General features: G+C 58.8%; 10 protein-coding genes and 1 pseudogene. 7 read left to right on the forward strand and 4 right to left on the reverse strand.

The features are described from left to right. Positions 1–78: 78 nt before the first annotated feature. The 4 genes and pseudogenes from EGM97_RS16295 to EGM97_RS16310 form a co-directional block, all read right to left on the reverse strand. Positions 79–771, reverse strand: coding sequence for a sensor histidine kinase (locus EGM97_RS16295; RefSeq protein WP_238965632.1), 693 nt, complete (start codon positions 769–771; stop codon positions 79–81). Beyond that, positions 764–2,371 carry a tetratricopeptide repeat-containing response regulator gene (locus EGM97_RS16300; protein ID WP_053147254.1) on the reverse strand — a complete coding sequence of 536 codons (1,608 nt, stop codon included), beginning with the start codon at positions 2,369–2,371 and terminating at the stop codon, positions 764–766. Before EGM97_RS16300 ends, EGM97_RS16295 begins: the two co-directional genes overlap by 8 nt. A 171-nt stretch (positions 2,372–2,542) precedes the next feature. Then, positions 2,543–3,779: pseudogene (locus EGM97_RS16305) on the reverse strand (aromatic ring-hydroxylating oxygenase subunit alpha). Between the two features lie 241 nt (positions 3,780–4,020). Then, positions 4,021–4,947 carry a LysR family transcriptional regulator gene (locus EGM97_RS16310; RefSeq protein WP_238965693.1) on the reverse strand — a complete coding sequence of 309 codons (927 nt, stop codon included), beginning with the start codon at positions 4,945–4,947 and terminating at the stop codon, positions 4,021–4,023. A gap of 372 nt (positions 4,948–5,319) precedes the next feature. Between EGM97_RS16310 and EGM97_RS16315 the strand changes: the two genes are divergently transcribed. The 7 genes from EGM97_RS16315 (at position 5,320) to EGM97_RS16345 (ending at position 14,054) form a co-directional block, all read left to right on the forward strand. Beyond that, a complete protein-coding gene (locus EGM97_RS16315; RefSeq protein WP_238965631.1) occupies positions 5,320–6,480 on the forward strand; it encodes a quaternary amine ABC transporter ATP-binding protein in 1,161 nt (386 codons plus the stop codon). 79 nt (positions 6,481–6,559) lie between these two features. After that, on the forward strand, positions 6,560–7,513 hold the full coding sequence (gene proW / locus EGM97_RS16320) for a glycine betaine/L-proline ABC transporter permease ProW (RefSeq protein WP_238965630.1): 954 nt from the start codon (positions 6,560–6,562) through the stop codon (positions 7,511–7,513). A gap of 59 nt (positions 7,514–7,572) precedes the next feature. After that, the gene (proX, locus tag EGM97_RS16325) at positions 7,573–8,586 is read left to right on the forward strand and encodes a glycine betaine/L-proline ABC transporter substrate-binding protein ProX (protein WP_238965629.1); all 1,014 of its coding nucleotides are present in this window, start codon (positions 7,573–7,575) and stop codon (positions 8,584–8,586) included. A gap of 66 nt (positions 8,587–8,652) precedes the next feature. Continuing rightward, a complete protein-coding gene (gene dddP, locus EGM97_RS16330) occupies positions 8,653–9,999 on the forward strand; it encodes a dimethylsulfonioproprionate lyase DddP (RefSeq protein WP_238965628.1) in 1,347 nt (448 codons plus the stop codon). Between the two features lie 312 nt (positions 10,000–10,311). Beyond that, on the forward strand, positions 10,312–11,202 hold the full coding sequence (locus EGM97_RS16335) for a GlxA family transcriptional regulator (RefSeq protein ID WP_238965627.1): 891 nt from the start codon (positions 10,312–10,314) through the stop codon (positions 11,200–11,202). 138 nt (positions 11,203–11,340) lie between these two features. Continuing rightward, positions 11,341–12,660: an NAD(P)/FAD-dependent oxidoreductase gene (locus tag EGM97_RS16340; protein ID WP_238965626.1), complete on the forward strand. Its 1,320-nt coding sequence runs from the start codon at positions 11,341–11,343 to the stop codon at positions 12,658–12,660. A gap of 65 nt (positions 12,661–12,725) precedes the next feature. Next, positions 12,726–14,054: an MFS transporter gene (locus tag EGM97_RS16345; protein ID WP_238965625.1), complete on the forward strand. Its 1,329-nt coding sequence runs from the start codon at positions 12,726–12,728 to the stop codon at positions 14,052–14,054. Positions 14,055–14,092 lie beyond the last annotated feature (38 nt).

The following is a 14,092-nucleotide window of genomic DNA, read 5'->3' on the forward strand; positions in this document are numbered from 1 at the left end:
GATTCTTGGCTGACTGATCCACCGCTATCGCGAGCAGGCTCGCTCCCACAGGGGTTCCGCGTAGGCCAGGGTTATTTTTTAAGGCAGATAAATCCTGAACACCCCGCCCCCCAGAACGCCGCCATTGGCAATTTCGGTACGCCCACACACACCGCCGCGCTGATGCAGTCCGGCGATCCGTGCGGCGAAGTACAGGCCCAGCCCGGTACTGCCGCTGCTGTGATTGATACCCTGAACGTATTCAGCCTGGCGCTCGATCATTTCGGATGGATAGCCTTCGCCATCGTCATTGATGGTGAGCACCAATTGCCCGGCCTCGTCGCTCACGCTGATCAACAGCGCCTGGCGGGCATGGCGAATCGCATTGTTGATGATGTTGTCCAGCACCGAAGCGATGAGCTCGCGATCGAAAAACCCCAGGGGAGTCAGCGGGTCGACCTCATAGGTGGCCATAATTCCGCGACTGCGGAACACGTCTTGGTGACCGGCCAGTTGCGCCTCGATGAAATCATCCAGCTCATGGTAGTCAGGGTGCAACGGCAACTGGTTGACACCCAGCTTGTACAGCCCCAGCAACTGCACGAGCAATCCGTTGAGGCGGGCGAATTCGAACTCCATCACGCCCTGCTCCGAGGTCTGCCGGGATGGCTCGGGCAGACGTTCGAGCCACTGGGTATGGGCCTGCATGAGCAAGGTCAGGGAGTTCTTCATGTCATGCACGGTCGATGCGATCACCGTGGAAAAATCGAGTGCCTGTTCGCTGTCATTCATCGCCAAATGCCTTGCTTCGCAGTTTCTGATAACGCGCATAACGCGCATCGGTATCGGGCATCATGCCCACCAGTTTCAGGCAGGCGCGACATTCCTCCAACAGCTCCGATTCCACGCTGGTATCGGTGCCATGCAGCAGGGACTGCGCCATGTTCAGGGCAATACTGATGTTCTTGGGTTGCATCTTCAGGGCGCGGCGGAACAGCTCTCGTGCCTCGGGCAGCGCGCCGGTCTTGTAGACACGCACGCCTTCGCGGTTCAGTTCGGCAGCGGCGTTGCCCTGGTTGAGGATGTTCGGGTCGTCGGTGAGCTTGGCGATGCCTTGCATCACCACAGGGTCATCGCCGTAGATTTCCGCGCAGTTCTTGAGCATCGATTCGCCGGCGCTGGTCTGGCCGAGCATCTGTAGCTGCTTGGCTACCAGCAGCGCGGCTTCGGCGCTCATGAACTGCTCCATGCCGTCGAGGCGCTGCAAGGCCTGTTCGGTGAGTTTTTCCGCGGTTTCGGCATCGTTGAGCAACAGGCTGGTGGCTTTCATCAGCCGTGCCCGCACCTGCAGTCCCGGATCGTTGAGGTTTTCCTTGGCCACCGCGCTCAGCGTGGTGTTGATCTCCAGCCGCGTCCGCGTATCCAGGCCCTTTTCGCTGCCCTTGCTGATCAGCGCATGGGCCAGGCCCAGGTTGCTTTCCGGATCCTTGAAGCGCGACTGCGCGCCCTGCCCGACCGCCTGGCGATAAGCCCTGGAAGCGGTATCGTAGTCTTCGTTGGTCATCGCCAGCTTGCCCAGCAAGGATTGCCGACGGACCGCCAGCGGCGACAGGCGAACCGCCTCCTCCAGCACGCTCTGCGCCTGCTTCGTGTCGCCTTCGGCCACCAGCACATCGGCCATGCCGTCATACAAGGCCGGCATCATCGGGAACGTCTTCAGGGCTTTTTCATAGACCGCCTTGGCCTGGCCTACCTGGCCGCGCTTGAACAGCAACTTGCCCAGGCCCGCATAGGCCCAGGGCAACGGGCGGTCCGCCAGGATGGTGTTGTATAGACGCTCCAGGGCTTCGTTCTGATTCAAGTCACGCAGCGCATCGGCCCGATAACGCAGGCACAACGGCCCGTAGCGCGGATCCTGTTTACACAGGGCAATACAGGCATTGAGCACTTCCAGCGGCTTGCCACGGTCCAGCGCCTGGAGGATTGGCTTGAGCAGGGTCTTGCGTTGCTCCAGCCGCTCCAGCCGCTGGGCCAGGCCTGAGCGGTTGAAGGGTTTGGTCAGGTACGCATCGGGCTCGTGCTCCAGCGCACTGAGCACCATCGCCTGACTGGTCTCGGCGGTCACCATGAGAAACACGCTTTCATGGCTGATCAGCTTCTCGACCATCAGGTCTTCCAGCACCTGCTGGCCGTTCTTGCGGCCGTCGCCCAGGTGATAATCCTGCAGGATGAAGTCATAGCGTTTCTGCGAACACATGCGCAGCGCGACTTCACCGGTGTCGGCGGTGTCTACGTCCTTGACGCCCAGTTCACGCAACATGGACCGGATGGAACTGCGGAAATCCGAGAAATCATCGACGATCAGAAAACTTTTTTGGTGGTACGCCAGCATCGAGGATGTCCAGGCAAGTAAAAAAGATGCGCCCAAACGGGTGCTCATCAGCTTATCGGCCGCAAATGGCATTCCGTTAAGCAGATCGTATAGCACAAACCTTGCGCAAATCGGAGGGACCTGGAAAAGCTGCGACCAGCTCGCTGGATGGCTGGCCGCAGGGATGAGTGCTTAACCCACCGACTTCAGCGGGAGAGGATCCTGCAAACGACTCATCAGGGTATCGCAGTACCAGTCATCGAATTGGCAGACCCCATTTTCAGCGGTTTCCGAAAAGGGTCCGGGCTCGTACGTCGGCGAGCTGATTCCAGCCTGAGTCCCCTCGACCAAACGGCGGTCCTGGTCATTGGTGGCAAGCCAGACTTTGGTCAGCCGGTCGAGATCGTAGTCCACCCCTTCGACGGCCGTGTTGGGCACCAGCCATTTGGTGGTCACCAGCGTCTCGTTCGGACCGATGGGCAACACCCGGAAACTCAACGCGTGGTCGCCCAGAAAATGGTTCCAGGTCGATGGATAATTGAAATACAGCAAGGCGCCGATATCCGGTTCGCCACTGTTATCCAGACGACCTGCCACGGCCGGCTTGCCGTCCATGGTGTAACTGACGGCGCCCGCCGACAGCGGAATCCGGGTCATGCGGAAACGCCCATGCAGGTCCATTACCAACCGGCTGGGCATGCCGGCTTTTTCACAACGGCTCCAGTGCGCCGACAGCTCAGGATCGTCCTCACCGCCAACACCTGCCACCGACAGATTTTCGACGAACGAATTCATCAGTTCAGGGTGCGTGCCGTCGCAATGGAAGCACTCCCGGTTGTTTTTGGAACACCAGCTTCCAGTTGCCCTTCTCCACCAGGTTCGATTCAAAGGCAACCTTGCAATTATCCAGTTGGTGTGGGGCGAGGAACGGACTGACCGAATGGCGGAAGCTGTCGAAATCCGGAGCTTTTTCGGCAACGCAGACATAGATATAGGTGTGGACAATCTCCACATGAACCGGCTTGAGGTGGTACTGCGACTTATCAAAGCCATCGCCCATGTTCCCGGCGAAAATCAGGCTACCGTCCAGTTCGAAGGTCCACTTGTGGTAAGGGCAGACCATTTTCGCGACCTTGCCGTGGGAATGCTCGCACACCTTGGAACCACGATGACGGCAGGCGTTATGAAACGCACGGACCTGGCCATCCTTGCCTCTGATCACCGCTACCGGGTAATCGCCGATCTGCAAGGTGAAATATTGACCCGGCTTTTCAATTTCAAACGTATGCCCGGCAAAAATCCAATCCTTATGCCAGATCAGATCCAAGTCTTGTCGATAAACTTCCGGCTCGATATATAGCTCACGCGGCAGCGCGTGACGCGCCTTGCGTTTCTTGATCAGGTCAATCACGAAATCCTTGCTGCTCATTATTATTCTCCACGCCTAAGCTCAACCACAGACCTACGAGATACCGCTTGATAAACTGTCCGGACAATAATCGGCCTCAGCGCATTAAACCGATTTCAGCTTTAATAATAAAAAAACACAAATCCGAATAAATTTGACCCAAGACTACGACAACCAAAATCAACCAACAAATGACTTTTTCAGCATTCAAAAGATAATTTCAGGTTATCGATAAGCCGTTATTGTTTTTCGATAGAACACATCAGACATACCAACGCGGAAACTTCGACAGCACCCAGTCACGCATGCGCAGGCAGGCATCCTCGTATTCGGTGTTTTCCTTGCACGCCAGGTAATGAAGGCTGTTTCGCAGCGTGACCTGCTGCTCCACGGGGCGCACCAGCAGGCCCTTTTCGAGCAGGCCGATCACCAAGTGATTCCATCCCAGTGCGATGCCCTGATGGGTCAACAGCATGTTGATGATCAGGTTGTAGTCATTGGCATGGAAAATCGATGGGCTTTCGACAGGTCGATCATCGATGTCGAGGTTCTGGAACGCCAGCCACACCTCCCAATCCACGTGCTCGGCAACGCCGGAGCGGCCGAACGGACTAAGGTCGAGCAACGCCGAATCACGCACGCCTTCGAGGGTAGAGACCTCCGGATGCTGTTCCAGGTACGCCGGCGAGCACACCGGATAAATGACATCGTGACACAACGGGTAACTCTTGTAGCCCTCACCCATCCGGGTGGTTTTCGAAATGATGATGTCCGGTTCGACGCCGGGCTCCATATTCACGAAATTCTGTGTGGTGATGAGGTTGAGTTCGACATCCGGATTGCTGACGCGGAACTCCGGAAGATGATGAGAGAGCCACAACGCCGAGAAGGCCGGGGAGCAGCAGACAGTCAGAACAGGCTTGTGCACCGGCGCACTACGGATCCGTTCCGCTGCCTGGGCAATGTTCACGAACGACAACTGCGCAGCCTCGAAGAACACCGCACCAGCAGGCGTCAACTGGACCGTACGCCCTACTCGCATGAACAACTGGGCGCCCAAATAGTCCTCCAGCTCGCGGATCTGCCGGCTGATCGCCGCCTGTGATACGCACAAAGCCTCTGCCGCCCGGGTGAAACTCTCGTACTTGGCCGCTGCCACGAACGCTTTCACTGCCCTGAGGGAGGGCATTCTCAGCAACAGCGTATCCGGGTCGACGTGTCTATTGAACACTTGGCTGGCTCCTTCATTCTTCTTCACAAGGCGGCGGAGGTTAACTCAACGGATCCAGCCCAGACCATACGGCTGTCGCGAATCCCCTCCGGCGGTCGCTTCAAATGCCATGTATAACGATAGGTTATCCATAAAGCCCTGTAAATGTTGTTGGATTTGCCGGCGCGATGCTTATAGATTTTAAGAAAGCCCTTCTGCAGGGTAAAACAATAAAAACTGGAAAACTGTCATGCGAAGGTTTCTCCTTTGTTACTGCCCGTCCGTATTAACGACGCTCGTTAATTATTTAATCGAGCGCAACTATAATGCCGCGCGTTCAGGAGGGGCGAAATGAATAATCCCGACGAGATCATTTCGGTCAATAACATTTTCAAAATCTTTGGTACACAACCCGACGTGGCCATGAACATGCTGAATGCCGGGGCCAGCAAACATGAAGTCTTTGAAAAAACCGGCCAGGTGATTGGCGTCTTCGACGCCAGCTTCTCTGTAAAGCGCGGGGAAATATTCGTCATCATGGGACTGTCCGGCTCCGGCAAATCCACCATGGTGCGTTTGTTCAATCGCCTGATCGAGCCCACGTCGGGCAGCATCTTTCTCAACGGAAAAGAGATTACCGGCCTCTCCGACAAGGCCCTTCTCGATGTTCGCCGTAAAGAAATGGGCATGGTGTTCCAGTCGTTCGCCCTGATGCCGCACATGAGTGTGCTGGAGAACACCGCCTTTGGCCTGGAGATTTCCGGCGTCAATGAAACCGAGCGTCATTCCCGAGCTCGCGAAGCGCTCAGCCAGGTCGGCCTGGCCGGCCACGAGCACAGCTACCCGCATCAGCTTTCCGGCGGCATGCAACAACGGGTTGGCCTCGCCCGTGCACTGGCCAATGACCCGGCGATCCTGCTGATGGATGAGGCGTTTTCCGCCCTGGACCCGCTGATCCGCAGCGAAATGCAGGGGGAACTGATCCGCCTGCAGGCCGAGCAGAAACGCACCATCATTTTCATTTCCCACGATATCGAAGAAGCCATCCGCATCGGCCACCGCATCGCGATCATGGAGGGCGGCCGGGTAGTGCAGATCGGCACGCCACAGGAACTGATCAATCAACCGGCCAACGATTATGTGCGTACGTTCTTCAAGGGCTTCGACAGTTCACGGGTGCTCAAGGCCGGGGATGTGGCGCAGCTCGATCCGCAGGTGATCTGCCGGGTCAATGGCAAGGCGCCTCAGTTCGAGGCGGTCAGCTCGTTCGGCTACCTCATCGATGAGCGCGACCGACTGATCGGCGTCGTCGATACGGACGAGCGCGGCGTGGGCGCCACCGCGCACTACAACCTGCACGAGCAGCAGCCGGTCTACCTCGACACCCCGCTGCATGACGTATTGGACGTTGCCGCCAGCCTGCCATACCCGGTGCCGGTACTCGACCGGGAGGGCGCCTTCAAGGGCACGCTGTCGAAGAACCAGTTGTTGCAGACCCTGAGTCGCCACTGAGCCCGCCGTGGCTGCGTCCCTGATGAAGTGAAACGCCACGATCCATTCAACCGTGGCGACGATGAAAAGGTAATCCACCATGTCCGATTTCAGCTTTCTCGACCCTTTCCAGACCCTGGCCATTCCCTTGGGTGACTGGGTAACAAGTACCCTGAATTTCCTGGTCCACAATTTCCGCGATGTGTTCCGTGCCATTCGCTGGCCCATCGACCAGGTGCTCAACACCATCGAGCTCATCCTGAAAAGCATTCCCCCGAGTATCGGCATCATCCTGTCGTCGCTGCTGGGATGGCAGTTGGCCGGGAAACGCATGGCACTGCTGTGCTTCGTGACGCTGACGCTTCTGGGCCTCATTGGCGTATGGTCGGAATCGATGACCACTCTGGCCCTGGTCCTGACGTCCGTCTTCTTCTGTGCATTGATCGGCATCCCCCTGGGCATCCTCTGCGCTCGCAGCAACCGCCTGGAACAGGTGATCCGACCGATCCTCGACGCCATGCAAACCCTGCCGGCCTTCGTCTACCTGGTGCCGGTGGTGATGCTGTTCGGCATCGGCAACGTCCCCGGCGTGCTGGTGACCATCGTGTTCGCCCTGCCGCCACTGGTTCGCCTGACCAACCTTGGGATCCGCCAAGTGCCGGAAGATAAGATCGAGGCCGCCCGCGCATTCGGTTGCACCCCTCGGCAAATGCTGACCCGGGTGCAACTGCCACTGGCTACCTCGACCATCATGGCCGGCCTCAATCAGACCTTGATGCTGTCGCTGTCCATGGTGGTGATCGCGTCGATGATCTCCGTCGGCGGACTGGGGCAAATGGTTCTGCGTGGTATCGGCCGGCTGGACATGGGCCTGGCCACAGTCGGCGGCGTCGGGCTGGTGTTGCTGGCCATCTTCCTCGATCGCCTGACCCAGGCCATGGGCGCACGGAGCGGCGCCGACCCGAGCCTGCGCTGGTACCAGACCGGGCCGGTCGGCGTGTTGTTGCGCCTGTTCGGCGCGAGCAAACCCACAGGGCGGCGCAAGACCGCCTGACTCAAGCCTCACATTCGATCTGCCGCACTTGATAAAAACCAGAAGAAAGGTACGCAACGATGTCCAAGCTCAAGCTTCCCACCACACTGTTGAAATGCGCCACGGCACTGACCCTGACCGCCGCCGCCCTTTGCGCCCACGCTTCGGCGGACAAACCGGGCGATGGCGTGAAAGTCACGCCGATCTTTCCATCCATCGCCGAAGAGCGCTTTCGTGGCGAGATCGCCATGCAAGGCCTGCGTGATTTGGGCTACAACGTCCAGGAGCCGAAGGAGACGGAATACGGCGTCATGATGATGGCCCTGGGCAATGGCGACGCGGATTTCACCGTCCATCTGTGGGACAAGCTGCACGCCAAGTTCTACCAGCAGGCCGGCGGCGATGACGTGATGGTCAAGGCTGGCGACATCATGCCCGGCGTACTGCAAGGCTATCTGATCGACAAGAAAACCGCCGACGCGTACCACATCAAGTACCTCACCGACCTGAAAAAACCGGAAATCGCCAAGCTGTTCGACACCGACGGCGACGGCAAGGCAGACATGACCGGCTGCAACCCTGGCTGGGGCTGCGAGCTGATCATCGATCACCACATGAAGGCCTACGACCTGGGGAAAACCGTCAAGGTCAACCAGGGTTCCTACTTCGCCCTGATGGCCGACACCATCACCCGCTACAAGGAAGGCAAGCCGATCCTCTACTTCACCTGGGTGCCGCAGTGGATCGCCACCGTGCTGGTCGAAGACAAGGATGTGGTCTGGCTGGAAGTACCGAAAACCGACCTGCCTGACGGCAACAATGACGTCGACACCATGTACAAGGGCAAGAACCTCGGCTTTGCCGTGGACAAGATCGAAGCGGTATTGAACAAGGACTTCGCCAAGAAAAACCCGGCAGCCCTGAAGTTCCTCTCGGTCATGCAGATCAGCACCGCCGATGAGAGCGCGCAGAACCTGAAGATGCAGGAAGGCGAGAAAAAACCGGCCGACATCACCCGCCACGCCAAGGAATGGATCGCAGCGCATCGCCAGCAGTACGACGCCTGGCTGCAAGCCGCACGTGCGGCCAAGTAAGCGAACGCCGATGAACGGCGGGGGCAGCCACTGGCCCGCCCCCGCTTTGAAAGGATGACTGGTGAGATGAGCACTTCGCCCTTTTCCATGTCTGCGAATACCCGGCGGATCGACCCCGCCAGGCAACGTGCCGCCGCACTGAAGATCGACGGTTCCGTCGACGACAACGACCGCGTCGAGATCGGCCCGACCCCACTGGCGTTTTCCGAGTGGGCCGCGCTGGGGTTGCAAGCGCCTCACCTGCCGACGATGCGCGAATACCGCCTGCGGCGTCTCCAGGAGCAACTGATCGCCCGCGACCTGGCCGGCATCCTGCTGTTCGATCCGCTCAACATCCGCTACGCCACAGACACCACCAACATGCAATTGTGGACCACCCACAACCCCGCCCGCGCCTGCTTCGTGGCGGCCAGCGGTCATGTGGTGTTGTGGGATTTCCACGGCTGCAATCACCTTTCCGCGCACCTGCCACTCATCAGCGAGCTGCGCAGCGGCGCTTCTTTTTTTTACTTTGAAACCGGTGAGCACACCGACAAACACGCGCTTCATTTCGCCGCCCAGGTCGACGAGCTATTGCGCCAGCACGGCGGCGCCAATCGCCGACTGGCGGTCGATCGCATCGAAGTGGCGGGCCTGCGCGCCCTGGACAGCTTGGGTGTGGAGGTCTGCCAAGGCCAGGAAGTGACCGAATGGGCCCGCGCCATAAAAGGCCCCGATGAAATCAAGGCCATGCGCTGCGCCGTCGCCTCCTGTGAAATGGCCATCGGTGAAATGCACCAGGCCTTGCGCGCCGGCGCCACTGAAAACGATGTGTGGTCCGTGCTGCATGCCGGCAACATCCGCCGCGGTGGCGAATGGATCGAAACGCGTATCCTCAGCTCCGGTCCGCGTACCAACCCTTGGTTCCAGGAGTCCGGGCCACGCGTGCTGAGCGATGGCGATCTGTTGTCGTTCGACACCGACCTCATCGGCGTCTACGGCATCTGCGTGGACATGTCGCGTAGCTGGATCTGTGGCGGGCTTGAGCCCACTGCCGAACAGAAACGCCTGTATCGCATCGCCCATGAGCACATCACCCACAATATGCAATTGATAAAACCGGGCGTTCGCTTCACCGAATTGACGGCCCGCGGCCATCGCCTCCCGGAATCGTGCCGCGCCCAGCGCTACGGCGTGATGTTCCACGGAGTCGGACTGTGTGATGAATACCCCTGCATTCGTTACCCCGAAGACCTCGACAGCTATGGATATGAAGGCGAGATCCAGCCAGGCATGGCCCTGTGCGTCGAGGCTTATGTGGGAGAAGTTGGAGGGCGGGACGGGATCAAGCTGGAAAATCAACTATTGGTGACCGAAGAGGGTTATGAACTGTTGACCCACTACCCCTTCGATGAAAGTTTTCTGCGGGATTGATCCAGCGTTTTTCAGCGCCTTTTTATAACGAAGGGTTATCCAATAAGGCGCGCAAATGTTGTTGGACTGAGTGACACGGCAATAATAGATTGGGGTCAGCCTTGTAATAGGCCGCTAACATAATTAATCCGCGAAAAGCCTGCGTGTCAGTGTCTTTTTCCTGGAGCCCTGCGCGGTAGTGCGAATCAAATGAACAGTCTTATCAGAAACCCCGGAATAACCTTTGCTCAGCACACGGCAAATTACATTTTGCCCACTGCTGAACGCGTAACCACTTCAAGGGTGGGGTTTCTTTTGCTGGAAAAATTTTCGTTGCCCTGTTTCAGCTTGTCCCTGGATGCCCTCGCCACGGCAAACCTCATCAAGCCGGGTTCCGTGAGCGTGCATATCTTCAGTCATACCCATACCGAGGTCATGAGTGACCTGGCGATTCCAATCCGGCCGGACACGCCGTTGACCGATGTCCGCATCAGTGCGCTTGACCTGATGATCGTGTGTGGCGGCCCACATACCCCAAGGGTCGTTCCCCACTGGCTCATGGCGCAGCTGAAAAAACTGGACAACGCTTGCGTCGCCCTGGGTGGCCTATGGAATGGCGCGTGGTACCTGGCCCGGGCCGGCCTGCTGGACGGTTACCGCTGCGCCATCCATGCCGAGCAACGATTGGCCCTGGCCGAAAGCTCGCCCAACGTCAATGTTTCACTGGATCCGTTGATTTTCGACCGTGACCGGTTGACGGCAGCCACGCCGAACGGCGCCTTCCATATGATGATCAAGTGGTTGGGCAAATCTTCCGGCGCGCCACTGGCCGATGCCGTACTCGAAATGCTCGATCATGAGCAATATCGATTTCGCAGTTGCGCCGACACGCGCCATCAACGATTGACCGGCCCCTTGCGCGAAGTCGTCACGCTGATGGAAGCCAATCTGGAAGACCCACTGGAATCCGAACAGTTGGCGCGTTGCGTCGGCATTTCCCGTCGCCAGGTGCAACGCTTGTTCCGTGAGCAACTGGCAACCACTCCGCAAAAATACTATTTGCGATTGCGCGTCAATGAAGCCCGGCGCCTGCTGAAAAATTCGAACTTACCCATCTTCCAAGTTGCACTGGCTTGTGGCTTCGTGGCCGCCAATCACTTTTCCAAGTGTTACAGCGTACAGTTTGGCTATCCACCGTCCAAAGAACCGCGTTACGAACTTTGACAGGCCGATATGACGCGTATCGACCGGAATAAATCAACTGCAACTTTTGAATATCTCGTTGAACTGACCGCGTCAATTCGGCCATGCACTTGCGCAACAGCCCTGGCCTTGAATTGATTAATGGAACTGGATCCCCAAATGACAAAAATATGTTCACTGCCAGCCGATGATCAAAGCTGTGGCTGGTACCACCTGAGCAAGGGCCGTCAGGTCAAGCCTTCCCATCAGGGCCATACCAGTGCTCGATGGGTAATCGTCGGTGCGGGGTTCACCGGCCTCGCGGCGGCCCGCCAGTTGGCGATGCATTTTCCTGACGAGCCTATTCTCCTGATCGAAGCGCAGGAGGTGGGTTTCGGCTCCTCCGGACGCAACGCCGGTTTTGCCATCGACTTGCCTCACGACATTGGCGCCGAGGATTACATCGGCGACATCGCCACGGCCAGGACGACGTTGAAACTCAATCTCAGCGGACAGTCCTACCTGAAGGAGTTGGTGGAACGCTTCAACATCGATTGCCAGATGAAGCACTGCGGCAAGTACCAGGCGGCGGTCGAAACGCGGGGTATAGCGGTCCTCGACGCCTACCGCAGCGGCCTCGACAAACTCGGCCAGCCCTACGAGATGATCGAGGGGGACGACCTGCCCGGGCACATCGGCACCCACTTCTACCGCAAGGCCCTGTTCACCCCCGGCACTTCCCTGATCCAGCCGTCGGCGCTGGTCAAGGGGCTCGCCGACAGCCTTCCGGACAACGTCACACTGTACGAAAACACCCCGATCACCGAGGTGGAATACGGCGCCAGGACCGTGCTCAAGCATGCCAACGGTTCGATCACCGCCGACAAGCTGATCCTGACCAACAACGCCTTCGGCATGAGTTTCGGCTTCCTCAAGGGACGCATGCTGCCGGTGTTCACCTATGCCAGCCTGACCCGCCCGATGACCGCGCAAGAGCAGGCCGCCCTCGGTGGCAAACCCTATTGGGGGCTGATCCCGGCCGACCCGTTCGGCACAACGGTGCGGCGCACCGTGGACAATCGCCTGCTGATCCGCAACAGCTTCAGCTTCAACCCGACGGGGCGCAGCGATCAAAAGTACTTGCAGCGCTTCGTGTCCCGTCATCGGGCCTCGTTCGAACGGCGCTTCCCGATGCTGCCGGACATGGCCTTCGAGTACACCTGGGGCGGTGCGCTCGCACTGTCGCGCAACCACGAAGGCTATTTCGGCGAGCTGTCGCCCAACGTCTACGGCGCACTTTGCTGCAACGGCCTGGGCGTCACCCGAGGCACCGCCACGGGCAAATTGATGGCCGACTGGCTGGCGGGTGAACGCGACGAATTGATCGACTTCGTGTTGCGCTCGCCCGGGCCATCGGCCAACCCACCGGCGCCACTGGTATCCCTCGGCGTCAACGCCAACTTGATGTGGGGCCAATATCGGGCCGGCCGGGAAAGCTGACCCACACGGAGCGTCGCGCTCGAACTGAATAGCGGATTCAAACAAGAACAATTTCAGGTAGAAGAATGACCAGCCTCAATGTTTCTGTAGAAGATGTCCCCCTTAATCGGTTTCACCGGTTATTGACCCTGCGCTCGGGCGGAGGCTCGTTCGTTGACGGTTATGTGCTCAGCATCATCGGCGTGGCGCTTGTCCACATTTCACAAGCACTGGCGCTGGACCATTTCTGGGAAGGCATGATCGCCTCCTCGGCGCTGATCGGGATTTTCTTCGGTGGTTTTCTCGGCGGCTGGCTCACTGATCGCTGGGGTCGCCAGAAGCTTTTTTTCGTCGGGCCGGTGTTGTTCGTCGGCGCTTCGATCGCCCAGTTCTGGGCTGAATCGGCGCTGGTGATTTTCCTGCTGCGCCTGGTCATCGGCATTGCGGTGGGGATCGAGTACCCGGTCGCCACCTCCCTGCTCGTCGAGTTCATGCCCAGGAAATACCGCGGCCCACGGTTGGCCACGCTGACCATTCTCTGGTTCGCGGGAGCGGCCTGTGCCTACATTGCCGGGGAGATCATCCTGCGCCTCGGCGGCGACGATGCCTGGCGCTGGGTGCTGGCCAGTTCGGCCGTGATCGGCTTCGCGTTGTTCATTGTCCGCCTGGGCACGCCCGAATCACCGCGCTGGCTGCTCAGTAAGGGGCGAGCCGCGGAAGCGGAAGCGGTCATCAAGGACGCCTATGGCCCACAGTTTTCGCTCAAGCATCTTCCCGAGCAGCAAGCCAAGCTGAAAGTCACCATCTGGAACCTGCTGTATTCGGGCTACGGCGTGCGAATGCTGTTCGTCGTGGTCTTCTGGACCTGCTGCATCATCCCGTTGTTCGCCGTCTACGCCTTCGCCCCCAAAGTGCTGGCCGCCATGAATGTCACCGGGGACAGCGCCGCCATTGGCGCAGTGTTGATCACCTTGTTCTTCGTGGTCGGTTGCGTCATTGCCACACGGATCATCAATCGGGTCGGCCGGCGCAGCATGTTGATCCACAGTTTCCTGTTCTCCGGGCTGGCATTGCTGTGCCTGGGGGCATTCCACACCAGCGCAGGCATATGGACCCTGTTGTTCTTCGCCATCTATGCCTTGTTCATCGGTGGCGCCCAGGTCCTGACGCTGGTCTATCCCAACGAGATTTTCCCCACGGAAATCCGCGCGTTCGCGGTCGGTGTCGGTACGTCCTTCTCACGCATCGGCGCCGCCATTGGCACTTACCTGGTGCCGATCTCGCTCGATGTACTGGGCATCGCACAGACCATGTATGTGGCCGCCTTCATCACGTTGATCGGGCTGCTGTTGTCATGGCTGCTGGCACCGGAAACCCGTTCTCTGAACCTCCAGCAAGCGGCCGCCCTCGGTTAGACAGATTCGTTGCGCCAGCCACGCAAGGCTGGCGCTGT

The sequence above is a fragment of the Pseudomonas sp. AF32 genome (genome assembly GCF_022342325.2).
In the GTDB taxonomy this organism is placed as follows: domain Bacteria; phylum Pseudomonadota; class Gammaproteobacteria; order Pseudomonadales; family Pseudomonadaceae; genus Aquipseudomonas; species Aquipseudomonas uvaldensis.

Bases quoted from the DNA above. Each gene is read 5' to 3' on its own strand.
- EGM97_RS16295 (WP_238965632.1), bottom strand. From the start codon at position 771: ATGAATGACAGCGAACAGGCACTCGATTTTTCCACGGTGATCGCATCG.
- EGM97_RS16300 (WP_053147254.1), bottom strand. From the start codon at position 2,371: ATGCTGGCGTACCACCAAAAAAGTTTTCTGATCGTCGATGATTTCTCG.
- EGM97_RS16310 (WP_238965693.1), bottom strand. From the start codon at position 4,947: ATGCCCTCCCTCAGGGCAGTGAAAGCGTTCGTGGCAGCGGCCAAGTAC.
- EGM97_RS16315 (WP_238965631.1), top strand. From the start codon at position 5,320: ATGAATAATCCCGACGAGATCATTTCGGTCAATAACATTTTCAAAATC.
- proW (WP_238965630.1), top strand. From the start codon at position 6,560: ATGTCCGATTTCAGCTTTCTCGACCCTTTCCAGACCCTGGCCATTCCC.
- proX (WP_238965629.1), top strand. From the start codon at position 7,573: ATGTCCAAGCTCAAGCTTCCCACCACACTGTTGAAATGCGCCACGGCA.
- dddP (WP_238965628.1), top strand. From the start codon at position 8,653: ATGAGCACTTCGCCCTTTTCCATGTCTGCGAATACCCGGCGGATCGAC.
- EGM97_RS16340 (WP_238965626.1), top strand. From the start codon at position 11,341: ATGACAAAAATATGTTCACTGCCAGCCGATGATCAAAGCTGTGGCTGG.
- EGM97_RS16345 (WP_238965625.1), top strand. From the start codon at position 12,726: ATGACCAGCCTCAATGTTTCTGTAGAAGATGTCCCCCTTAATCGGTTT.